At 29.9% G+C, this 22,157-nt stretch carries 23 protein-coding genes; 10 read left to right on the top strand and 13 right to left on the bottom strand.

Annotation, left to right across the window (positions count from 1 at the left end; genetic code table 11):
* Positions 1–38 precede the first annotated feature (38 nt).
* The 3 genes from rplM (at position 39) to ACZ5VL_RS04050 (ending at position 1,639) form a co-directional block, all read left to right on the top strand.
* The gene (rplM, locus tag ACZ5VL_RS04060; protein ID WP_464200121.1) at positions 39–464 is read left to right on the top strand and encodes a 50S ribosomal protein L13; all 426 of its coding nucleotides are present in this window, start codon (positions 39–41) and stop codon (positions 462–464) included.
* A gap of 1 nt (position 465) precedes the next feature.
* Positions 466–855, top strand: coding sequence for a 30S ribosomal protein S9 (rpsI, locus tag ACZ5VL_RS04055; protein WP_464200119.1), 390 nt, complete (start codon positions 466–468; stop codon positions 853–855).
* Positions 856–1,006: 151 nt separating this feature from the next.
* Entirely contained in the window at positions 1,007–1,639 is a 633-nt protein-coding gene (locus ACZ5VL_RS04050) for a superoxide dismutase (protein WP_464200117.1), read from the top strand.
* Here the strand turns inward: ACZ5VL_RS04050 and ACZ5VL_RS04045 are convergent.
* Positions 1,636–3,570: a tetratricopeptide repeat protein gene (locus tag ACZ5VL_RS04045; protein ID WP_464200115.1), complete on the bottom strand. Its 1,935-nt coding sequence runs from the start codon at positions 3,568–3,570 to the stop codon at positions 1,636–1,638. The two genes, ACZ5VL_RS04050 and ACZ5VL_RS04045, sit on opposite strands and share 4 nt — an antisense overlap.
* 77 nt (positions 3,571–3,647) lie before the next feature.
* Here ACZ5VL_RS04045 and ACZ5VL_RS04040 point away from each other — a divergent pair, with 77 nt between their 5' ends.
* The gene (locus ACZ5VL_RS04040) at positions 3,648–4,187 is read left to right on the top strand and encodes a gamma carbonic anhydrase family protein (protein ID WP_464200114.1); all 540 of its coding nucleotides are present in this window, start codon (positions 3,648–3,650) and stop codon (positions 4,185–4,187) included.
* Here ACZ5VL_RS04040 and coaE read toward each other — a convergent pair.
* Positions 4,178–4,771, bottom strand: a complete 594-nt coding sequence (gene coaE / locus ACZ5VL_RS04035; protein ID WP_464200112.1) for a dephospho-CoA kinase — start codon at positions 4,769–4,771, stop codon at positions 4,178–4,180. The two genes, ACZ5VL_RS04040 and coaE, sit on opposite strands and share 10 nt — an antisense overlap.
* Positions 4,772–4,846: 75 nt before the next feature.
* Here coaE and purM point away from each other — a divergent pair, with 75 nt between their 5' ends.
* Entirely contained in the window at positions 4,847–5,830 is a 984-nt protein-coding gene (gene purM / locus ACZ5VL_RS04030; RefSeq protein ID WP_464200110.1) for a phosphoribosylformylglycinamidine cyclo-ligase, read from the top strand.
* 54 nt (positions 5,831–5,884) lie between these two features.
* Here the strand turns inward: purM and ACZ5VL_RS04025 are convergent, their stop codons facing one another.
* Both ACZ5VL_RS04025 and ccoG read right to left on the bottom strand, forming a co-directional pair.
* Positions 5,885–6,517 carry a TetR/AcrR family transcriptional regulator gene (locus ACZ5VL_RS04025; RefSeq protein WP_464200108.1) on the bottom strand — a complete coding sequence of 211 codons (633 nt, stop codon included), beginning with the start codon at positions 6,515–6,517 and terminating at the stop codon, positions 5,885–5,887.
* A gap of 2 nt (positions 6,518–6,519) precedes the next feature.
* Positions 6,520–7,872, bottom strand: a complete 1,353-nt coding sequence (gene ccoG, locus ACZ5VL_RS04020; RefSeq protein WP_464200106.1) for a cytochrome c oxidase accessory protein CcoG — start codon at positions 7,870–7,872, stop codon at positions 6,520–6,522.
* Between the two features lie 178 nt (positions 7,873–8,050).
* On the opposite strand from ccoG, the gene ACZ5VL_RS04015 reads away from it, so the two are divergent.
* Together ACZ5VL_RS04015 and obgE are read left to right on the top strand one after the other, a co-directional pair.
* A complete protein-coding gene (locus ACZ5VL_RS04015) occupies positions 8,051–9,541 on the top strand; it encodes a flagellin B (RefSeq protein ID WP_464200104.1) in 1,491 nt (496 codons plus the stop codon).
* 97 nt (positions 9,542–9,638) lie between these two features.
* Complete coding sequence (obgE, locus tag ACZ5VL_RS04010) at positions 9,639–10,679, top strand: GTPase ObgE (protein ID WP_464200103.1); 1,041 nt, start codon at positions 9,639–9,641, stop codon at positions 10,677–10,679.
* A 13-nt stretch (positions 10,680–10,692) separates the two neighbouring features.
* On the opposite strand, the gene ACZ5VL_RS04005 is transcribed toward obgE, so the two are convergent.
* Entirely contained in the window at positions 10,693–11,856 is a 1,164-nt protein-coding gene (locus ACZ5VL_RS04005; RefSeq protein WP_464200101.1) for a MalY/PatB family protein, read from the bottom strand.
* A 239-nt stretch (positions 11,857–12,095) separates the two neighbouring features.
* On the opposite strand from ACZ5VL_RS04005, the gene proB reads away from it, so the two are divergent.
* Positions 12,096–12,857: a glutamate 5-kinase gene (gene proB, locus ACZ5VL_RS04000; RefSeq protein ID WP_464200099.1), complete on the top strand. Its 762-nt coding sequence runs from the start codon at positions 12,096–12,098 to the stop codon at positions 12,855–12,857.
* Between the two features lie 3 nt (positions 12,858–12,860).
* Here proB and ACZ5VL_RS03995 read toward each other — a convergent pair whose 3' ends face one another.
* Genes ACZ5VL_RS03995 through ACZ5VL_RS03960 form a run of 8 tightly spaced genes read right to left on the bottom strand, consistent with a single transcriptional unit; the run spans position 12,861 to position 20,396 of the window.
* Complete coding sequence (locus ACZ5VL_RS03995) at positions 12,861–13,925, bottom strand: hypothetical protein (RefSeq protein ID WP_464200097.1); 1,065 nt, start codon at positions 13,923–13,925, stop codon at positions 12,861–12,863.
* Positions 13,926–13,937: 12 nt separating this feature from the next.
* Entirely contained in the window at positions 13,938–14,411 is a 474-nt protein-coding gene (gene ybaK / locus ACZ5VL_RS03990) for a Cys-tRNA(Pro) deacylase (RefSeq protein ID WP_464200095.1), read from the bottom strand.
* Between the two features lie 26 nt (positions 14,412–14,437).
* Positions 14,438–15,208, bottom strand: coding sequence for a pseudouridine synthase (locus ACZ5VL_RS03985; RefSeq protein WP_464200093.1), 771 nt, complete (start codon positions 15,206–15,208; stop codon positions 14,438–14,440).
* Position 15,209: 1 nt separating this feature from the next.
* A complete protein-coding gene (locus ACZ5VL_RS03980; RefSeq protein WP_464200091.1) occupies positions 15,210–16,172 on the bottom strand; it encodes a KpsF/GutQ family sugar-phosphate isomerase in 963 nt (320 codons plus the stop codon).
* Positions 16,173–16,180: 8 nt separating this feature from the next.
* Positions 16,181–18,175 carry a ribonuclease J gene (locus ACZ5VL_RS03975; protein WP_464200090.1) on the bottom strand — a complete coding sequence of 665 codons (1,995 nt, stop codon included), beginning with the start codon at positions 18,173–18,175 and terminating at the stop codon, positions 16,181–16,183.
* Positions 18,150–18,947, bottom strand: a complete 798-nt coding sequence (gene rsmA, locus ACZ5VL_RS03970) for a 16S rRNA (adenine(1518)-N(6)/adenine(1519)-N(6))-dimethyltransferase RsmA (RefSeq protein ID WP_464200088.1) — start codon at positions 18,945–18,947, stop codon at positions 18,150–18,152. The genes ACZ5VL_RS03975 and rsmA overlap by 26 nt, the downstream gene beginning before the upstream one ends.
* A gap of 43 nt (positions 18,948–18,990) precedes the next feature.
* A complete protein-coding gene (locus ACZ5VL_RS03965; protein ID WP_464200086.1) occupies positions 18,991–19,410 on the bottom strand; it encodes a GNAT family N-acetyltransferase in 420 nt (139 codons plus the stop codon).
* A complete protein-coding gene (locus tag ACZ5VL_RS03960; protein ID WP_464200084.1) occupies positions 19,407–20,396 on the bottom strand; it encodes a DUF2156 domain-containing protein in 990 nt (329 codons plus the stop codon). Before ACZ5VL_RS03960 ends, ACZ5VL_RS03965 begins: the two co-directional genes overlap by 4 nt.
* A gap of 134 nt (positions 20,397–20,530) precedes the next feature.
* Here ACZ5VL_RS03960 and yedF point away from each other — a divergent pair, with 134 nt between their 5' ends.
* A complete protein-coding gene (yedF, locus tag ACZ5VL_RS03955) occupies positions 20,531–21,124 on the top strand; it encodes a sulfurtransferase-like selenium metabolism protein YedF (RefSeq protein WP_464200082.1) in 594 nt (197 codons plus the stop codon).
* Entirely contained in the window at positions 21,121–22,149 is a 1,029-nt protein-coding gene (selD, locus tag ACZ5VL_RS03950; RefSeq protein ID WP_464200080.1) for a selenide, water dikinase SelD, read from the top strand. Before yedF ends, selD begins: the two co-directional genes overlap by 4 nt.
* The last annotated feature ends 8 nt before the right edge of the window (positions 22,150–22,157 follow it).

The raw sequence follows: 22,157 nt of genomic DNA, 5'->3' as shown, positions 1-22,157 counted from the left end.
ATACAATCACGGAATATTTTTTAGGCAAAGGGTTAATTATGACAAAGATAACTAAGCCTAGCGAAGTCACACGTGATTGGGTTGTGATTGATGCTAGTGGCAAAATTTTTGGTAGATTACTTACAGAAGTAGCTACTTTATTGCGTGGAAAACACAAACCATGCTATACTCCAAATGTTGATTGTGGAGATTATGTAATTATTATAAATGCCTCAAAGGCTATAGTAACTGGTATAAACAAAGCTGAAGATAAACTTTATCATAGACATTCAGGATACTTTGGAAGCGTTAAAAGCGAAAAATTTGGTGATTTACTTGCTAAAAATCCAGTAAAATTATACAAACTTGCAGTTCGCGGAATGCTACCAAAAACTAAACTTGGTAAAGATATGATTAAAAAACTTAAAGTTTATGAAGGAAGCGAACATCCTCATACCGCTCAAATAAAGAAAGAAGGAAAGTAATATGGCTACAGTTTACGCAACAGGAAAAAGAAAAACAGCCGTAGCTAAGGTTTGGATAAAACCAGGTAGCGGTAAAATATCAGTAAATGGAATGGATTTAAACACTTGGCTTGGTGGTCATGAGGCTATCAAACTTAAAATTGTTCAACCCCTTCTTGTAACAAAACAAGAAACTTCTATGGATATTAAAGCTGATACACTTGGAGGTGGCTATAATGCACAAGCTGAAGCTTTAAGACATGGGATTTCAAGAGCACTTGCTTCAATGGACGCTGATTTTAGAGCACTTCTAAAACCAAAAGGCTTGCTAACTAGAGATAGCCGTGTTGTTGAACGTAAAAAATATGGTAGAAGAAAAGCTAGAAGAAGCCCACAATTCTCAAAAAGATAATATTCTCGGGGAGATTTTCTCCCCATTTTTAATTTTATTTATTTCCAAAATCTTTAAATAAGATAATAAAATTTATCAATTACAAAAATTTTTATTTTTGGTTTATTATTCTCTTGTATAATATTTTTAATATTATACTAAGGAGAAAAAAATGTTTGAGTTAAGAAAATTACCGTTTAATCCAAAAGATGTTAGCAATATCATAAGCGAAGAAGCATGTTCTTTCCACTATGAAAAACATCATCAAACTTATGTAAATAACCTAAATAAACAACTAGAAAATAGTCCTTTAAAAAATAGTCATTTGCTAGATATTATTATGAAAGCAGAAGGTGGACTTTTTAATAATGCCGCACAAGTTTATAATCATGATTTTTACTGGGACTGTATAGCAAAAAAATCATCAATGAGTAGTGAACTAAAGGATGCTTTAGATAAAAATTTTAATGATTTTAAAGCCGATTTTATAAACGCAGCAACTGGGCTTTTTGGTTCTGGATGGCTATGGCTAGTTTATAATCTTAAAAATGACAAACTAGAGCTTGTTGGTACAAGCAATGCCCAAACACCAGTTACAGATGACAAAGTCCCTCTTCTTGTTGTAGATGTTTGGGAACATGCTTACTATATAGATTATAGAAATGCAAGACCAAAATATCTTGAAAAATTTTATGAAAATATAAACTGGGATTTTGTTTCACAAGCTTACGAATGGTCTAAAAAAGAAGCTTTGGAATCCGTTCGTTTTTATATAAATGAAGTTCATCCAGAAACTAAAAACTAATCTTTGTAAGCTCCAAAACGAGAAAGTTTTATCTCGTTTTGGTCTTTATATATAACTTTTGCTAAAAAATTTCCATTTGCTTTTGGTATATTTAAGCAAAGCGGAAAATCTTCATTCAACTCATATCCAGTATCATTTTTATCAACAATAATAACTCCACCTTGAGTCGCAGTTTTTAAATTAGAAAAAATAGCTTTTGCGCTATTGTTATCTATTGATAAATTTTCAAAAGTTTCTATACTATTTTTTATACTAAGCAATTTCTCATTTATCTTATTTTCATATAAACGCTTTAACTCTTCATCTTGTTTAGTTGAAATCTCTTTTATATTTTCTTTATACGCATCATCCAATTCATCTTGCGCATCTTGTCTATTTTGTGCATTTTTAGATATTTGAGTGTCATATTTTTTTCTTATAATACTACTGCCTATAACAACACTTAATATACCAATAACCAAAATCGACACAAAAAGTCCTGTGTGAAATCCCCCATTTTTTTGCGATAGAAGAAAACACAATCCAAAAAGAATGGCAAAAATAAGTCCTATAGTTACAAAAAAACTTTTTAAAGCTTGTTTTTTATTCTCTTTTAACATTAGCAAATTATTATAAAATTTTAAATTTGAGCTCTCTAAATTTGATGAATGCTCTGACTTAATTGCCTTTTTTTTATTTTCAAACTCTATATTTTCTTCACTTTTGCTATAAATTAATTTTATAAACTCATCTTTTTTTAGCTCAGAATTCGCTTCATTAAATTCCATCTCATCTAAAGATTCTTTTATAAAGCTAAGTTGTTCAAAGATACCTTTTTTTGCTTCATTTTCTATATTAAAATTAGCCTTTGGGGCAATAAGTTCTTTTTTACTTTCAAATTTCTCAAAAGCAAATTTATATTCATCCATATTAGAAACAATGCTCTCTTTTTGAAGCAAATCATCTTTAAGCTCTTCATAATCATCAAAAAATGGATCTTCTTTGATTAAATCAAGCGTATTTACATCAAATTTAAAAGCATTTTCTAATTCATTTTTGGCCTCATTAAATCTCTTTTTTATTATTAGAAATTTAGCCATTTCATATCTTACAAGAGCAGAATTTTCATCACTATTTTTTGCATCGCTTAAAATATTTATGCACTCATTTTGCTTTCCAGACATAAGATACGCCCTTGCTAGTAAAGCAGCACAAATAGCATATGAAGCAAGATCATCATCTCTTTTTGCTACACAAATACAATTAATTAAAGCCTCTTTAACTTTTATAAAAAGTTTTTTTGAATTTTTTGTCATCAAGACATAAGCAATATAAAAATTTGAACTAAAATCAAGCGGCTTTAGCTCTAGTGCATTTTTTAAATGCTTTAAAGACGTTTCTAAATTCCAAATAATAAGCGCATTATTTGCTTCAATTTTTTGCTCACTTAAAGCTATTGCACTAGGATAAGACTTATGTTGCTCGTCAATCAAAAAAAACTTTTCATTGCTAGAAAACAATGATTTATTTATAAGCTGTTTTAACTCAAATTTGGCTATTTTATATTCATTTAAAACCAATTTTGAGACACTATTTTGATTATCTAAATAAATAACTTTAAAATTTTCTTTACAATGCTTTTGAAACTCTAACTCTTTTGAATCTAAAACATATTCATTTCCTATAAAAACTACAACAACTTTTGAGTTATAATTTTGAGACAATAAAAGATTTAGTATATTTTTTACTTCATTTAAATTTTGAGAAATATCCAACAAAAATAAACCCAGATGTCCATTTTTCATCTCATAAAAAAGCTCATCATCAAAATAACCATTTTCCATAATATATGATGAAAAAATCAAATTATTTATACTAGAAAATTTACTTTTCAAATAACTAACATCTAAAAAAACATTGCTATACAAACAGAGTCTAAAACTATTTTCCATAAAATATCCAAAATAAAATTTTGTAAAGTATATCAAATCTTATATAAAATATTGTAAAATATTTTAAAGGAGATAAAATGAATATAGTTTTTAATGACTTAAAACCAAAAATAAAAAGTAGTGTATTTGTAGCAGATGGGGCTAAAATCATAGGTGATGTGAGCATAGACGAAGATAGCAGCATTTGGTTTAACTGTGTTTTAAAAGGTGATCTAAATTTTATAAAAATTGGAAAAAGAACAAATATACAAGACTTAACCACAATACATGTTTGGCAAAAAAATATTGATGAAAATGGAAAAGTTTTAGACGATGGGTTTGCTGTAAAAATTGGCGATGATGTAACCATAGGTCATAACTGTGTCATACATGGTTGTCATATAAAAGATAGAGTTTTAATAGGTATGAACTCGACTATCATGAATGGAGCAATAATAGGTGAAGATAGCATAGTAGGAGCTGGCACTTTAGTAACGCAAAATAAAAAATTTGAACCACGCTCTTTAATACTAGGAAATCCAGCAAAATTTATAAAAAAGCTAACCGAAGATCAGATAAAATCTATAAAAAACTCAGCTCTTGTATATGTTGATATCAAAAAAGAGTATCAAAAATAAATTTGTTTTAACTTAGCTAAAAAGTTTTCTATTTCTTTATTTAGGTACTTTAAATCACCACTATTATCTATGATGAAATCAGCCATTTTCTTTTTTTGCTCTATGTCTATTTGTAAAGCAAGTCTTTTAATGGCAGAAATTTCATCCAAATTGTCTCTTTTTATAAGTCTCTTAAGGAGAATATCTTTTGGTGTATAAACAATTAATACTTTACTAAAATCATAATTTTTTTTCTCATAAAAAAGAGGAATATCTATAAAGTATGGCACTTTTGTTTTTTCTAGCTCGTCAGCAAGTGAGTAAATTTTTTCTTTTATTTTTGGATGCAGTAAATTTTCTAATTTAATAAGTTCTGATTTATCACTAAAAACATGTGCCCCAAGTTTTTTGCGCTCTACTTTACCATCTTTAACAAACTCATCTCCAAAAATTTGAGATATCTCTTTTGAGTAAAGATCAAGCATTCCGTGGCTTATCTCATCGGCATCAATGACCTTATATCCGTATAATTTTAGCATATTTGCAACGCTACTCTTGCCACTTGAAATACAACCTGTTAAAACAATAGCATATTTATATTTCATATCCGCCCTTTGATATTTACTTGGATTTTATCAACTTTTAGCTAAAATTATGCAAATTTATAAAAAGGTAAATTTATGATAAGTTATAAAGAAGCAGGCGTTGATATAGACGCTGGAAATAGCTTTGTTAATGAGATAAAACCATTTGTAAAATCAACCTTTCGTGGAAATGAAATAGGCTCAATTGGCTCATTTTCTGGTGCTGTAAGGCTACCTAGCGGATACAAAAATCCTGCGATTTTAGGTGCAACTGATGGCGTTGGAACAAAACTTCGTCTTGCAATAGATGCAAATATGCTTGATTATGTTGGAATTGATCTTGTCGCGATGTGTGTAAATGACCTGATTTGTAACTTCGCTACCCCGCTTTTTTTCCTAGATTATTACGCAACTGCAAAACTTGACATAGATAGCGCAAAAAGAGTTGTAAAGAGTATAAGCGAGGGATGCAAAATAGCAAAGTGCTCACTTATTGGCGGAGAAACAGCAGAAATGCCATCAATGTATAGTGATGGAGATTTTGATTTAGCTGGATTTGCAACTGGTATCGCAGAAATTGATGAAATAGATAGAAGTAAATTTGTAAAAAAAGGTGATATTTTAATAGCTCTTCCAAGTAGCGGACTTCACTCAAACGGTTTTAGCTTAGCAAGAAAGGTGATAAGCGAACTTGGACTTAAATTTGATGAGAAAATAGGCTCAAAAACGCTTATTGAAACACTGCTTGAGCCAACTAGAATTTATGTAGATGAGTTTTTAAATCTAAAAGATAAAATAAATGCAATGGCGCACATTACAGGCGGAGGATTAGTTGAAAACTTGCCAAGAGTATTCCCAGAAGGAATTGGTGCAAAAGTACAAAAAAGTGCGATAAAAACTCCTGAGATATTTAAAATCATATCAAAATGTGTAGATGAAAACGAAATGCAAAGAACATTTAATAATGGTATCGGTATGGTTTTGTGTGTTAGTAAAGAAAATGCTGATTTTGTGCTTAACAAAACCGACGGATATGTTATCGGCGAACTTTGTGATGGACAGGGCGTAAAACTAGTATAATATATCTTAAAAGGGGGTTTGTACACAAATAACCCCCCCCCCTTTTTTTTAAATTTAACTTTTTAAATTTCCATGTAAAAATATATTTATTTTTTTATTTATATGTTCATCTTTTTGTTTTTTAGTGATATTGATTTTTTCATCAAAAAGAAGTTTTTTATAAAAAAATGGCTCTCTAACACTTATCCAAAATGACATCGCCACAGTCTGCAAATCACTATCTATAAATTTATAAATGTTTTTATCTTTTTTAAAAAAATCGTATAAAATTTTATTTATTGATTTTGATTCATATTCATATAGAATTTTCTTTAAATTTGTATCTTTAGTACCATTTTCACCAAATACCAATTTATAAAAGCTTATCGCCCTATCATTTAAAACGGTATCTAAATATACATCTGAAAAATGATACAAAAATTCTTCAATGCTTAAGCTTTGATTTATGTCTATTTTCTTATCTATTTGTGCAAAAAAATTCTTAACTCCCTTTTCCAAAATAGCCTTAAATAGACCCTCTTTATTATGAAAATAATTATAAATAGTTGAAAGAGAACCTCCGCTTTTAGTGACTATGTCATTTAAACTTGTATTTGCGTAGCCTTTTTTTAAAAACATATCAAAGGCTACTTCTATAATCTTTTCTAATCTTTTTTGAGTTTTATCAGAAATTTCATTGCTTTTCATAACTATTTCTTCATCTTATTTCGCAAAACTTCTTGTTTTGGATATACAAAAACAGTCTTTCTATTTACAGTTATATTTCTATCATCGTTTGCATAAGCACTTATTACAATATCAAGTGGAGTATCTGTTTTATGGCTATTACTTAATTTTTGATCAGTACTTAAAACAACTATAACTTTTCTTTTTGTACCAGCTTTTAATTCTATACTATCTTTGGGTCTAGATATAAAAATTCTACTATCGTTTACATCAAAATAATATTCATGGTCTTTATTGCTTGTATTTTGTATGAAAAATGTATATGCATTATCAACACTAACATAGCCATCTACAATACGAATATTGTAAAGTTCCGTGGTTCTATTTATGTTTAAAAGCATTCTTTCTTTTTTGGAACTCATAAAAGCTAAGACAATGACAACAAGAGAAATAACAAACATGTAACCAATGGTTCTAAATCTTAAATATTTTACCTTATTACCACTTTCTAATGAGTTTTTACTAGTCCAATTTACAAGACTTAATTTATTAAATTTAGACATAGTCTTTTGACATGCATCACTACATTCAAGACAGTTTATACACTCAAGTTGCATACCTTGTCTTATATCTATATGCGTTGGACATATATTTACACAGGCATTACATCCAATGCATTCAGCACCATCTTCAAGAGGTTTATTTGCTATCTTTTTACCATCTTTATATACAATACCACCTCTTTTTTCATCATAAATAACTTGCATGGTATCATTATCAAACATAACAGATTGGACTCTAGCATAAGGACAAATATATACGCAAAATCTCTCTTGTAAAAATACAATATCAAAAATTAGAAATAATATTAAGATTGTTATTATCCCAGCAACCACCGCATGTTCTGTAGGATTTTGTATATATATGAAAAAATCTTCAGGTGGTATAAAATAGAGCATAAAATTTGATGCCACAATAAATGCAATTAATGCAAAAATAATAACAGATATAATTTGTTTTATAAAATTTGTTTTAGGCTTAATTTGTTTATTTGCACTACTTTTTCTTATATTTAGAAGTTTTGTTTGTATAAAATCTCTATAGACAGTTCTAAATAGGGTTTGTGGACAGGACCAACCACACCAAACTCTACCCAATAAAGTTGTTACAAAAAATATAGTAAGAAAAAGTGTTATAAGTATAAATGGCATAAGATACATTTCTTGCATATCAAAACGTGTAAATAGCAAGTGAAGTTCTTTTTTGTCAAAGCTCAATAAGAAAAAATGATTCCCCTCAATATTTAAAAATGGTAAAAATAAAAATAAAAGTGAAAATATAGCATATGTTATATAGCGTTTTTTGGCGTATGTCATACTAATCCTTTAAAAACTAGTTTTATTTATATTATGTTTTTATTATACTCTTTTATATTTAAAAATAAATTTGATATAAAAATGTATATTTGCAAATTTAAAATTTGGAACACCTTTTGCTTTAGTTTCAAAACAAAAGTTTGGCTAGTATTTTATAAAAATAATAAAAGGATTTAAGATGGGATTTCGCATCAACACGAACATTGCTGCAATGAATGCACACACTAACTCTGTTGTAAACAATAGAGACTTAGACAACTCTTTAGGTAGACTTTCTTCAGGTCTTAGAATTCAAACAGCTGCAGATGACGCTTCAGGTCTAGCTATAGCAGATAGCTTACGCTCACAAGCAAGTTCACTTGGTCAAGCTATTGCAAATGGTAATGATGCAATAGGTGTTATTAGAATTGCTGATAAAGCTATGGATGAGCAATTAAAAATACTTGATACTATCAAGGCTAAATCTATACAAGCAGCTCAAGATACTCAAACAACTGAGTCAAGAAGAGCTATTCAAAGCGACATTGTAAGACTTATGGAGTCACTTGATAACATCGGTAATACAACAAGTTTCAATGGTCAAAAACTACTTTCTGGAACATTTATAAACAAAGAGTTCCAAATAGGTGCTTTCTCAAATGAGAGTATCAAAGCAACTATAGGTGCTACAACATCTAATAAAATAGGTTTAACTAGATTTGAAACTGGTGCTACAATAACAGCAGCTTCAGAAGTTAACCTTACTTTTAAAAATACAGATGGTGTAAATGATTATAAAATTGAAAGTGCTGTTATATCAACAAGCGTTGGTACAGGTATAGGTGTACTTGCAGAAAATATCAACAAAATGAGTGATAAAACAGGTGTTCGTGCAACTTTTAGTGTACAAACAACTGGTGTATCTGCTATAAAAGGAGGAGCTACAACATCAGCATTTATGATTAATGGCTCTATAATTGGTAAAGTAGATTTCAAAGATAATGACTCAACTGGAGCACTAGTTGCTGCAATTAATGCTTTTAAAGATACAACTGGCGTTGAAGCAAGTGTTGATAGTAGAGGTCACTTAAACCTAACATCAAGAGATGGTAGAGGTATCAAAATAACAGGTCTTGCATCTGCTGCTGCTACAACAGGTATTAGCGGTCAAACAGAAAACTATGGTCGTTTATCACTTACTAGACTTTCAGGAAACGATATAATAGTATCTGGTGGAACAAATGGTAAAATAGGATTTGAGAAAGCTTCTGCCGTAGCTCAAAAAACAGTTTCACTAAGAGAGTTAAAAGGCAAGATAAATAAGGATTTAGCTTCAGCTATGGGCTTTAATGCAAACTTACACATAGAATTTGTTAGCAGTGATAAAACAGCTGGTGTTACAACTCTAAAAGGTGCAATGGCTCTTATGAGCATAGTTGAAACTGCAACTAAAAACCTTGGTAGTATTAGAGCTGACCTAGGTTCTGTTCAAAACCAATTAACTTCAACTGTAAATAACATTTCAGTTACACAAGTTAATGTTAAATCAGCTGAATCTCAAATTAGAGATGTTGACTTCGCTAGTGAAAGTGCAAACTTCTCAAAATATAACATTCTTGCACAATCTGGAAGCTATGCAATGAGTCAAGCAAATGCCGTTCAACAAAACGTTTTAAAACTTTTACAATAATCTTTTCTTTTATGAAGCCACCTAGTGTGGCTTCGACTCTCATAAAATTTTCAAACACTTTTTGATATAATCTTAGTAAATTTATATAAGGTTAAAAATGTTTGTTGATAGTGTTAAATTTAAAATCAGATCCGGTCATGGCGGAGCAGGCGCATCTAGTTTTAGAAGAGAAAAATTTATAGATTTAGGTGGACCTGATGGCGGTGATGGCGGTGATGGCGGTGATGTATATTTTTTTGTAGACAATAATACCCATACACTTGTAAAATATAAAGGTAAAAAACTGCTAAAAGCATCAAATGGCAATTGCGGTGAAGGCAAAAAAAGAACCGGTAAAAGAGGAGATGATTTGATCCTTATTGTCCCGCCAGGAACTGTTATTTATGATGATGATAGTGGCGAAATTTTACTTGACATGACCGAGGATGGTGATAAAAAACTTATTTTAAAGGGTGGCAAAGGAGGTCTTGGAAATGTTCACTTTAAAAACTCAGTGAACCAAACTCCAACATACTCTCAACCTGGACTTCCTGGAGAGGAACTAAATATTAGACTCGAACTAAAGCTTATTGCCGATGTCGGACTACTTGGATTTCCAAATGTTGGAAAATCAACGCTCATTTCAACTATATCAAACGCAAAACCAGAAATTTCAAATTACGAATTTACAACTCTTACACCAAAACTTGGGATGGTAGAGGTTGATGAATATAGTAAATTTATAATGGCTGATATACCAGGAATTATAGATGGTGCAAGCGAAGGAAAGGGGCTTGGACTAGAGTTTTTAAAGCACATCCAAAGAACTAAAATTTTACTTTTTATGATAGATAGCGCAAATTATAGAACCTTAAGCGAACAATACAATGCACTAAAAAAAGAATTAAAAAATTTCTCTAAAGAACTTTATGAAAAAAACTTTGCCATTGCAATCACGAGAGTTGATGCTTGTAATGATTTCGAAGAAAAGTATAATGAATTTCTAGACCAGTTTAGCCTTGATAAAAAGCAAGATTATGATAAATTAGATAGCTCAAAACCATGTTTTGTAATACCAATCTCAAGCGCTACGAACTTTAATATAGATGAGCTTAAATGGAATATACTTGATATCTTAAAAATTATAACAAACAAGTAAGTTTGTTATAAAGCTAAAGAAGTTTCTCGTCTTTAAGTGCATCTTTTAAACGAATAAGAGCGTCTTTTAGCACATTTTTTGGACAAGCTATATTTATCCTCTCAAAACCCTCTCCTTCTTTTCCAAAAATATACCCTTCGTCGCCAAATATAAATGCCTTTTTAGTCATAAATTCTTCAAGTTTTTTAGCGCTAAATCCTAATTTTCTAAAATCAAGCCACATAAGATAAGTTCCCTCTAAATCACAAACCTTGATTAATGGAATTTCATCTTTTATAAAATTAAAAAGCATTTCTTTGTTTTCTTTTATAACACTAAGCGCTGTATCAAGCCACTCTTCACACTCATTATAAGCAACTTTTGTCATATCATAAGCTAGCGCATTTAATAAATGAACTCCAATATTATCTAGTTCATTTTTATATAATTTTCTTAATTTTTTATCTTTTATGATTATATTTGATGCTTGAATTCCAGCTATATTAAAACTCTTGCTTGGAGCAGTACAAAGTATGAAGTTAGTATCTTTTGCGACTTTAGAAAATGATGTAAATTTATTAAAAACAAGGTCGCAGTGAATTTCATCGCTTATTACTACAACACTATTTTCATTACAAATTTTAGCCACCTTATCAAGCTCATCTTTATTCCAAACTCTACCAACTGGATTATGTGGATTGCAAAGTATGAGAATTTTTGCTTTTTTTGCTTTATTTTCTAGGTCTTTAAAATTTATGGTATATTTTTTTCCATCAAATTTAAGGGAATTTCTTAAAATTTTCCTACCAGTTTTTTGTATTGCTCTAAAAAATGGATAATAAACTGGCGGCATTATTATGATATTATCTCCTTTATTGCTATAAGATTTTATGGCAGTGTGAAGAGCAAACACAATTCCTTGGCTTGTAACTATCCACTCTTTTTTAAAAGTTAATTTGTGGCGTCTTTTAAACCAAGATATTATAGCCTCATAATAACTATCATTAGCTCTTGTATATCCTAAATGTTTTGCATTTTTTAGTACATTTTCTAAGTTAGGAGCTATTTCAAACTCCATGTCTGCAACAGAAAAAGGTACTATATCTTTTGGAATATTTGGATTTTTTTCTTGCATCCAAAGCCATTTAGCGGAGCCAAATTTAATTCTATCTACAATATCTATAAAATTATATTTCATATTTAATTCCTTTTACTTTTAATTATTATAACACTCAAAATAAATTTAATTAAACCTGATTATAATAGTTATCTTAAATTCTTCTTTGCTAGCACTTGTGTAAGCTTTTTTATCACTCTTATAAACTCTAAGACATTTGCAACTGCTTCTTATATATCATTTCTCAAAAATATTTTACAACTACTGTTTAAGCATTGATTTATTATAATTCTATTTTTATATGTAAGTAAAGGCAAAAAATGAAAAAAATTGTCATAAAAGTTGGCTCTCATATCATAAGCGAAGTTGATCATATAAGCGAAGAAAGAGTTGAGAATTTATGTAAATTTATAATAGAATTAAGACAAAAATATGAAATTATTTTGGTAAGTTCTGGTGCCGCAAGCGCAGGAAGAGTTAAACTAAACATAACCAAAAATGGTATCATAGCAAAACAAATTTTAGCAGCGGTTGGCCAACCGTATTTGATGGAAATATATAACAAATTTCTCTCAAAACATGGCGTTTTATGTGCCCAAATCCTACTAACTGGCTTAGATTTTGATTCTAGAAAGCGCACTCTTCATGCTAAAAATACTATAGATGGACTACTTAAAAACAAAGTTTTGCCTATAATAAATGAAAACGATGCAACCGCCATAGAAGAAATCGTTTATGGCGATAATGACAGATTAAGTGCTAGTGTCACTAATTATTTTGATGCAGATATGCTTGTAATTTTAAGCGATATTGATGGATATTATACTGATGATCCTCATAAAAATCCTGATGCAAAATTACGTCCATTAGTAAAAGAAATAAGCGAAGAGGAACTAAATCAAAAGCCTCTTGCTGGAAGTGAGATGGGAACTGGTGGAATAACAACAAAATTAAAAGCTGCGGACTTTTTACTTAAAAATAATAAAGAAATGTTTTTAGCAAGCGGATTTGATTTAAGTGTTGCAAGAGATTTTCTACTAAATAACAACCAAAGCGGTGGAACTCTTTTTAGCAAAAACTAATCATTATTTAAAAAATCTGTCCCATAAATTAAGCACATCAGCAATTACGCTAATAAAAGTTAATATAGTAATAAACGCCGCTATATAAGTGACTAAAGCCATTTTTTTATTTCGCTCTTCTCTTTCTTTATTTGCCAACTCTTGTTCTTTTAAAATTTTTTCTATATTTTGATTAAAATGTCTTTGAAGTTTTATATTTTCTATCTGAAATTCTTGATTTGTGATATCAAAAAACTCATTTATAGTATCTGAAATTTTTTTAAATATTTCATCTGTTTTTAATACTTTTCTAGATAATTCGAAAATTTTTTTCGCCTCAATCCTATCTTGAGTTACCTCAACTTTAGATAATTGTTTATACTCAAAAAAACTTTTTTTAATTTCTAAAATTTTATCTATATTTATGTTTTTAAAATCTTGCGATAAGATATTTTTATAATTTTTACATTGTTCTTCATATGATAAAAGAAGTGTTTGTATGAGCAAAACTTTTGATATGCTTGTATCAAAAAAGTTTTTATTGTATCCGTTATAAACTGCAAATGTTTTTTTAGAAATTAGCACCTTATAATTTTCATTTCTTGTAAAAATCTCATATTCTTTTTCTTTTTTGCAATACTCATCAAAGTTATTTTCATCATCTTCATATATAAAAACAGAATTTGCGGTATCATTATCTTTTCTAGGCTTTATAGCAAAAAGAATATCTTTAAAAAACAATATGTAGTGTGTAGCATAAGAATATTGTTTATAAATTTTATCACTGTAAAATTTATTTATAACACTTTTAAAAGGTAATTTAGAATCAACATCTATTATCTCTTTTTCAAATTTCTCATACTCTTGATTTTTAGTTAAATCATAATCATTTATATGTGGTCTTAATGTAAATAAATCAAAAAAATCGTTACCGCCAAAAATTTTTAGTTTATCTTTATCATCTTTTTTTATAAAATTTTTACACAAAAAATCTAAATAATTTTCAGGTTTATCACAATCTTTGTTACTAAAATTTTTAAAAGTTTCTATTAAATCCTTATCTTCAACTAAAATTAGCTCGTAAATCATTTCAATTTCCTCTTAATCCTGGGTAATATCACAAAGCATAGCATTTGTTGCTTTTATAAGGTCATCTGGCTTAAGATAAATTTGCTTCCCACGAATGCCAGCACTTACACATATTTCCTCTTGCAATTGTGCTTTTATATCTAGAAAAGTTCTAAAATGCTTTTTCATTCCTAGTGGAGAGCAGCCACCTCTTACATAGCCTGTTATCTTTGTTATATCTTTTAAATTTATAAGTTCGCATCTTTTTGCTCCTGCAACTTTTGCTAAAGCCTTTAAATCAAGATTTAAATCACCTTGCAAACAAGCAACTATATGCTCTCCGTCAGCTATACAAACTATGGTTTTATATACTTTTTTTATATCAACACCAACTTTTTGCGCTGTATGAATAGCATCTAAATACTCTTCATCAACCTTATACTCTTTTAACTCGTAGATTATATTTAAACCATCTAATATTCTAGCAGCATTTGTTTTAGCACTCATAATCTAAAACCTTTTTTCATAAAATTTTAGTAATAAATTTTATTTAACTTTAAAAAATCTCTCAAATCATCATATTCACTACTTGTAAAGTATCTCCATTTGCCCTCTTTTAACATCCCAAGCTCAACCCTACCAAAACTTACACGTTTTAAATCCATAACTTCCAAATCAAAACATCCAAAAAATCGCCTTAACTCTCTGTTTTGACCTTCATTTATCATTACTCTAAGTTTTGTATATCCTCCACTTGATCCAAAAATATCGTATGCAACAAACGGCTTAAATTCCATGGATTTTATCTTGCTTTTAGCGTGAGCGCCTTTTGTGGCATCTGTTGCAAAAAAGCCATCCTTCATAGCATTTTTTACATCTTCTGTGATTTCACCTTTTATTTTTAAGTAATACTCTCTTTCCATATCACTTTTCATAAGAGCTGTTGCTATAGAGGGCGCATCTGTTAAAAGTAACAATCCCTCGCTTGCAAAATCTAGCCTTCCTATGCTTACAAATTTAGAAAAACCATGTGGCAAATTATCATATATCGTTTTCCTGCCACGATCATCTTTTTTAGTTACCAACTCGCCTTTTTGCTTATGATAAACAATCATAGTAAAATCTTTTTTTAATTTTACAATCCGTCCATTTATGCGAATTTTTTCTTCTTCACTAACTTCTACAAAATCACTAACAACTCTACCATTTATAGTAACTTTTCCATTTTTTATCAGCTCATCTGCTTCTCTTCTTGAGTAATTTGTGTTGTGTGAGATGAATTTATTTAGTCTCATTTTTTGCATTTTATAGCCCTAATTTAGTTAATTCGTGTATGTGCAAAACACCAAGTGGCTTATTTGCAATATCTACCACAACTAAAAGCTGAATTTTATACTCCTCTATGATTTTTAAAGCGTCATAAGCTAACATATCAGAATTTGTTATAACTTTAGGTTGCTTTGTGGCATGATTTATAGCACTATCATTTATATCAAAGCTTTCTTTCATAAGTGCTCTTCTAAGATCACCATCACTTAAAATAGCTTCTAAACTTCCACTTTCATCTATTAGTAAAACTGAACCTAGTTTTCCATGTGTCATAGCGTCTATAGCTATTTTCAAACTAACATCACTTTTTACTAACGGTAAAAGATCTGTTTGCATAACATCTTTTACTTTTAAAAATAGCCTTTTGCCAAGACTACCACCAGGATGAAAATTTGCAAAATCCTCTTTTTTAAAATCATTTTTTCTCATTAAGCACACTGCAAGTGCATCGCCTAATGCTAAAGTAAGAGTTGTAGAAACTGTAGGAGCTGCAACTATATGACATGCTTCTTTTAATATATCAAGCTTTATAAATGCATCGCTAAATTTTCCAAGAGAGCTATTTTTATCTTTTGCCATAGCAATAATTTTATTGCCATATCTTTTTACATGAGGCATTATACTTATAAGCTCGTCACTCTCACCGCTAAATGATATTGCAAGTATGATGTCATCTTTTTGGAGCATGCCAAGGTCGCCATGCATCGCTTCAGTTGGATGTACAAAAAAGCTTGGCGTTCCAGTACTAGCTAGAGTCGCTGCAATTTTTGCTCCTATATGCCCACTTTTGCCAACGCCAGTTACTACAACTTTTCCTTTGCAAGAGTGTATCAAATTTACAGCTTCTTCTATGTCGCTTCCAATGATATCAGCATTTCGCAAAAGCTCATTTCCCTCAAGCCTTAAAACCTCTTTTGCTACATCTAAAATTTCACTCATTTGCGCTCCTACATTAGATAAATCACAGGTACAATAATAGGGTATTTTTTAGTTTTTCTAAAGATATGCTTTCTTGTAACTTGACGAATCTGATTTTCTAACATTTTTTGATCTTCCATCGCCTCATCTTTTACATTGCTCAAAAACTGAATTATAGTTTCTTCCATTTCTTTGGTTAAATTTGAGTTTTGCTTATCATTTGTTAAACCATAATTCATAACTCGTGTTTTTATAAGCTTTTTTTGAGATTTATCAATTTGTGCGATAATTATAACAACTCCGGCATCTGCTAAATTTTGTCTATCAATAACGACATTATCGCTAATTTGCCTGTTTATTTGATTATCTATGAAAACCTTGCCTGTTTTTACAGTTTTTACGCGTTTTAGGTATTTACCACAGACTTCTATTTGATCGCCATCATTCATAAGATATATGTTCGCTTCATTTATACCACATGATATAGCTGTTTCTTTATGTTTTACTATATGATTATATTCGCCATGAACTGGTAAGAAAAACTTAGGCTTAATAAGCCTTATCATAAGTTTTTGTTCTTCTTGTGCTGCGTGACCCGAGACATGAATTTCACTAAAATCTTGATAAGCCACACTTGCTCCACTTTTTAAAAGATAATTTAATACAGTCGAAACACTGCCCTCATTTCCAGGAATTGCTTTGGCAGATATGATTATTTGATCTGTTGGTTTTATTTTTATATATTTGTGCTCATCAGTTGCCATTCTATAAAGTGCACTCATTGTTTCACCTTGAGAACCTGTTGTTACGATCAAAACCTCATGATCTGGATATTTTGCAACCTCATCTGCATCTATGAAGTATTTTTTATCTATTTTTATGTAGTTAAGCTGCATTGCAGTAAAAAGGTTTCTCTCCATAGAACGCCCTATAACGCAAATTTTACGGTTATATTTGAGTCCTCTTTCTATTGCTTGATAAACTCTATGAATATTTGAGCTAAATGTACTCATTATAACTCTACCTTTTGATTTACTAAATATATCATCAAAAGTCTTTCCTACGCTACTTTCACTTTTTGTAAAACCATCTCTGTGTGAGTTTGTACTATCGCTCATTAGAAGCAAAACACCTTTTTCGCCATAGTAAGCCAAACGACTTAGATCCGTTGGATAGCCATCTATTGGGGTATGATCTATCTTAAAATCTCCTGTATGAATGATAGTTCCAGCCTTTGTTGTTATTGCAAGTGATGAAGCATCTATAATAGAATGCGTTATGTGTATAAACTCTATACTAAAATCACCTATATCATAAACTTTACGCTTCTCAACTGGTCTAAAATAAGATTTTTCTGCTTTTAAGCCGTGCTCATCAAACTTATTTGATATCATTCCAAGCGGAAGTGGTGTTGCGTATATTGGAAATTTAAACTCTTTAAAAAAATATGGCATCGCACCAATATGATCTTCATGAGCATGAGTTATGATGATGCCTTGAATTTTATTTTTTATCTTTCTTATATAATCAAAATCAGGTATCAATATATCAACACCAAGCATGTTTTCATCAGGAAAACTCATACCAACATCAACTATAATGGCGCTTGTATTTGTTTCAAATACTGTCATATTTGCGCCTATCTCACCAAGCCCACCAAGTGGAGTTATACGAATAGTATTTTCTGAGTTATTATAGTATTTTAAGGGATTTAGTCGCAAATCATGCATAGCCATATTTGCTTGAACTGCTTGACTAATGTTTACTTGCCACTCTTCATTGCCATTTAACTTAATACTTGAAGTATTCTTTTTATTTCGTTTTTTTTTCTTTTTTGGTGTTTCATCTGATGTAGTAGCATTATTTTGTGTTTCATTTTGAGATACTTTTTCGCTATTTTCATCATTTGTCCCACATTTTACTTGTCTTTGAAGATTTTTTTTGTGCCTTTTATATCTGTTTTGTTTATTAAATCTTCTTTCTTCTTGACTAGAATTATTATTTGTTATTTCCTTCTCTTCCATGTTCTACCTTTAAATTTAAAAAAATTTTTATATATGAGGTGACATCTACTTCATGGGCTCTTGATGTGGGTTTTATATCTATGTTTAAAAAAACTTCTTTTAATTTGTCCTTGCTAAACTCTGATGATAAATTTTTTATCAGCGTCTTTCTTGGAGACAAAAAACATATTTTCAAAAAATCTTTAAATTTTATGTAATCTTGTTTTTTTAAAACTTTTTCATCTTTTTTTATAAATTTCATAACAGATGAAGTAACTTTTGGTGGTGGATCAAATGAAGTTCCTAAGACATCAAATAAAAGTTCTATATCTCCATTTAAACTTGATATAATTGATAGCGAGCTAAATTCTCTATCACCAATTTTGGCGCAAAACTTTTCAGCAACTTCTTTTTGCACCATTACTACAAAACCTCTGCATAGATCATCATCTAGTGCATTTAAAACCATCTTTGTAGCAACATAATATGGCAAATTTGCTACTAAAAAATATTCTTTATCACTAAGAGATGAGTTTTCCCAAACTTTCAATGCATCATTACAAATAAGCTTAATATTGTTACCAAATTTTGAGCACAAAATCTCATAAAGTTCTGTGTCTATCTCATAACTTGTAACATTGCCAACTTTTATAAGCTCGTTTGTTAAATCACCTAAGCCAGGCCCGATTTCAACTAAGTTTTTTTCATTTTCGGGAATCGATTGGATGATTTTATTTAAAACACTACTATCTTTAAGAAAATTTTGCCCAAATTTCTTTTTTGCTCTTATCATTGTTAATTATATCTTAATCTTACTTACAAACTAATTATATATTTTATTTTTTAACCATAAACAAACCATCACATCCATCAGGATAGTAAGATGTCAAAATTTTTTCGCTCTTAAAACCAAATTTTTCATAAAGCTTTATAGCCTTTGTATTATCCTTTCTAACTTCCAGTCTTAAATTAGGAAATTTATCAATCACAAAAGAAATTAATTCACTCCCTATGCCTTTTCCTCTAGAATTTTTACTAATACTAATCGAGTAGATTCTAGGAATTTTAAGATATGCAAAAACTAGAATATAGCCTAAAATTTGGTCTTTTTCATCTTTTGCAACATATAAAAAATTTTTTCTTAGGTGGTAATAAAAACTTGCTTTACTTAGCTCAAATCCACTACCACCAAAAGCCTCATTTTCTATATCTAAAAGCTCTTTTATATCTTTTGAAGTTGCTTTTGTTATATTCATTTTTGATAAATTGTATATTTTAAATCAAGCTTAAATGGTCTATAACTCATCTTAACTTTTTTAAGATTTTCAAATCCCATGTCATCGCCAACATTGATAAATTCACAGTTATACTTTTGTTTTAAAATTTTACTAAATTCTCTAAAGATAAACTGAGCGCACCCAAGAGTTTGGAAATTGGTTTTTTCTATGATAACGCTTGCCACACCTTCATTTATCTGTTCCCCAACTGTAAATCCATGCATTTCATCATCTATATATATAACAATACCTATAAGCTCAAGCTCTTTATAGAAGTTTAGCATTCTTTTTATGGCTGTTTTTTCTTGATAAATTCCCTCCATAAAGTCATCAATTTGCTCTTTTGGCATATATTTTATACGCTCTTGTACCCAGATATTGCTTAGAGAAATGATATCGTTTTTATGCTTTTCAACATTTAGTTCTTCAACTCTAAAAGTCGGATATGTGTTTTTAAATTTATTTATCTCTGTACGTTTTGTGTGATATGAGTTTCCTTTAAGTTCTATCAAATCATCAGTTTTATAGATATAATCAGCTAATTTTTTCTCAAACACAAAGTCTTCAAACACATCAAAAATCACAGCATCTGAATCAAGAGAAGTTGCAAATTTCTCCAAAACAGATTCAGCTACATAATCAATCCTCGAATAGTGATCAGATGTATTATTTGCATTCATAAGTTCAAAGCAATGCAAAATAGCATTTTTAAGATTTATAAGTCTACCAATTGGTGGCAAAAGCATACTTAACTCGCTTCCAGTCATTATAAAAAGACAAAAGCACTCATCTATAATTGCATAAAATCCACTGGAGTTTGAAAGCCAAATGTAGTTCGAAGCAAATGTGTAATCACTAATGTCAACTTGTTGATCAAGCCCAAGATCTGTTAAATACTTTTGCATGATATCTTTTGAGTGTATATCGAATTTATGTAGCTCATAGCCGTTTATATCAAATCTCATCTCACATCCTAATAAAAATTTTTCGTAATTATACTCTTAAATTCCTGCTTTTTATTTAATTTTTTAAAAATAAATTTTAAGGTATAATACATTAAGCTTCAAGGGTTGAAGAAAACTAAATTTAAGGAAATAAAATGCGAATAGATTGCAGAAATATGGAGTGTCCAAAGCCAGTAATTGAAACAAAAAATGCTTTAGAACAAATTAATATGGGCGAAACATTAACCATTTTGATAAACGATGTAGCGCCGCTTAGTAATATTAGAAAATTTTTAAATAATTTTGGAATGAATCCTACGGTAAAAAACCTAGATAACTATCAAGAAATAAGCGTTGTAAAAACAAAAGATATTAGCAATATAAGCCAAAATGACTATAACTGTGAAATAAAATCTAAAAATTCTAAACTTGTGTATTTTAAAGATGACAAAATTGGACCTATGCCAATTGGAGATACGGTTTTAACTACATTTCTAAGCTCGCTTTTAAATGCCCCAATAAAACCAGAATATATTATATGTGTAAATAACTCAGTTATGATGACTACGCACAGAGATCACTATGGCTATAAACCTCTAAAAGATCTTGAAAGTGTAGGTGTTAAAATCATAAGTTGTGGAAGTTGCTTAAAGGCACTAAATTTAGTTGATAAACTTAGTGTTGGAGAGATAGGAAATGCTTATGAAATAGCAGCATTACTAATGGAGCATGATGTAGTTTCACTATGATTTATCACGATAAAAAACTAACAAAATTTGTAAAAGCAGCTGGTTGAGCAGCCAAAATAGACCCGTTGGGTCTAAACGAATGCGTTGGCACTTTACTAGAAAAAAATGCAAATTTATTATCATCAATTAACAGTAACGAGGATGCCGCTATTTTTAAGATAAATGACGATTTAGCACTTGTTCAAACTCTTGATTTTATAACTCCTGTTGTAAATGATCCATTTATTTATGGGCAAATAGCCGCTGCAAACTCACTAAGTGATATTTTTGCAATGGGCGGGGAAGTTATTAATGCTTTAAATATAATGGGTTTTGATAGTTGCAATTTTGAAAAACATATCATGAATGAAATTTTACAAGGTGGTAAAAACAAGATTACAGAGTGCGGCGGTGTTTTGGTTGGTGGACATAGCATAGAAACAAAAGAAATGTATTATGGATTAAGCGTTACTGGCAAAGTTAATCCTAATAATTTTTGGAGTAACAATACTGCAAAAATCGGAGATGTTTTAATACTTACAAAACCTCTTGGAATTGGAGTCTTAAGTACTTGTATAAAAGCAGATATATTGAGTTTAGAAGAAATAGAAGAAGCTATCTCATACATGATACAGCTAAATTTCTACGCTATAAACGCACTAAAAGACATAAAAGTTCATGCATGCACTGATATAACAGGATTTGGATTACTTGGACATCTTTTTGAAATGACAAGAGATGATATAAGCTTTGTTTTGCAAAAATATAATATCCCTCTTATAAACTCGGCCATAAAATACGCAAATATGGGTCTTATACCAGCTGGAAGCTATAAAAATAAAGAATTTGTAAATAAGTATATATGTAGCAAAGATGAGATAGATATATTATATTTTGATGCACAAACAAGCGGTGGTTTGCTTCTTTGTGTTGATCAAAAAGATGCAAATAAAGCGCTTGTTAATTTAAAAAATGCAGGATATGAAAAAAGCTCTATCATAGGTGAAGTTTGTGCTACAAAAGAGCATAAAATAATATTAAACTAATGATTTTG

It is taken from the genome of Campylobacter sp. GTC17093, assembly GCF_055397635.1.
The sequence above is the reverse complement of the archived record's forward strand: the minus strand, read 5'-3'. Positions and strand labels throughout refer to the sequence as shown.

Excerpts from the sequence above, each read along its gene's own strand:
- rplM (WP_464200121.1), top strand. The coding sequence starts at position 39 with ATGACAAAGATAACTAAGCCTAGCGAAGTCACACGTGATTGGGTTGTG.
- rpsI (WP_464200119.1), top strand. The coding sequence starts at position 466 with ATGGCTACAGTTTACGCAACAGGAAAAAGAAAAACAGCCGTAGCTAAG.
- ACZ5VL_RS04050 (WP_464200117.1), top strand. The coding sequence starts at position 1,007 with ATGTTTGAGTTAAGAAAATTACCGTTTAATCCAAAAGATGTTAGCAAT.
- ACZ5VL_RS04045 (WP_464200115.1), bottom strand. The coding sequence starts at position 3,570 with ATGGAAAATAGTTTTAGACTCTGTTTGTATAGCAATGTTTTTTTAGAT.
- ACZ5VL_RS04040 (WP_464200114.1), top strand. The coding sequence starts at position 3,648 with ATGAATATAGTTTTTAATGACTTAAAACCAAAAATAAAAAGTAGTGTA.
- coaE (WP_464200112.1), bottom strand. The coding sequence starts at position 4,771 with ATGAAATATAAATATGCTATTGTTTTAACAGGTTGTATTTCAAGTGGC.
- purM (WP_464200110.1), top strand. The coding sequence starts at position 4,847 with ATGATAAGTTATAAAGAAGCAGGCGTTGATATAGACGCTGGAAATAGC.
- ACZ5VL_RS04025 (WP_464200108.1), bottom strand. The coding sequence starts at position 6,517 with ATGAAAAGCAATGAAATTTCTGATAAAACTCAAAAAAGATTAGAAAAG.
- ccoG (WP_464200106.1), bottom strand. The coding sequence starts at position 7,872 with ATGACATACGCCAAAAAACGCTATATAACATATGCTATATTTTCACTT.
- ACZ5VL_RS04015 (WP_464200104.1), top strand. The coding sequence starts at position 8,051 with ATGGGATTTCGCATCAACACGAACATTGCTGCAATGAATGCACACACT.
- obgE (WP_464200103.1), top strand. The coding sequence starts at position 9,639 with ATGTTTGTTGATAGTGTTAAATTTAAAATCAGATCCGGTCATGGCGGA.
- ACZ5VL_RS04005 (WP_464200101.1), bottom strand. The coding sequence starts at position 11,856 with ATGAAATATAATTTTATAGATATTGTAGATAGAATTAAATTTGGCTCC.
- proB (WP_464200099.1), top strand. The coding sequence starts at position 12,096 with ATGAAAAAAATTGTCATAAAAGTTGGCTCTCATATCATAAGCGAAGTT.
- ACZ5VL_RS03995 (WP_464200097.1), bottom strand. The coding sequence starts at position 13,925 with ATGATTTACGAGCTAATTTTAGTTGAAGATAAGGATTTAATAGAAACT.
- ybaK (WP_464200095.1), bottom strand. The coding sequence starts at position 14,411 with ATGAGTGCTAAAACAAATGCTGCTAGAATATTAGATGGTTTAAATATA.
- ACZ5VL_RS03985 (WP_464200093.1), bottom strand. The coding sequence starts at position 15,208 with ATGCAAAAAATGAGACTAAATAAATTCATCTCACACAACACAAATTAC.
- ACZ5VL_RS03980 (WP_464200091.1), bottom strand. The coding sequence starts at position 16,172 with ATGAGTGAAATTTTAGATGTAGCAAAAGAGGTTTTAAGGCTTGAGGGA.
- ACZ5VL_RS03975 (WP_464200090.1), bottom strand. The coding sequence starts at position 18,175 with ATGGAAGAGAAGGAAATAACAAATAATAATTCTAGTCAAGAAGAAAGA.
- rsmA (WP_464200088.1), bottom strand. The coding sequence starts at position 18,947 with ATGATAAGAGCAAAAAAGAAATTTGGGCAAAATTTTCTTAAAGATAGT.
- ACZ5VL_RS03965 (WP_464200086.1), bottom strand. The coding sequence starts at position 19,410 with ATGAATATAACAAAAGCAACTTCAAAAGATATAAAAGAGCTTTTAGAT.
- ACZ5VL_RS03960 (WP_464200084.1), bottom strand. The coding sequence starts at position 20,396 with ATGAGATTTGATATAAACGGCTATGAGCTACATAAATTCGATATACAC.
- yedF (WP_464200082.1), top strand. The coding sequence starts at position 20,531 with ATGCGAATAGATTGCAGAAATATGGAGTGTCCAAAGCCAGTAATTGAA.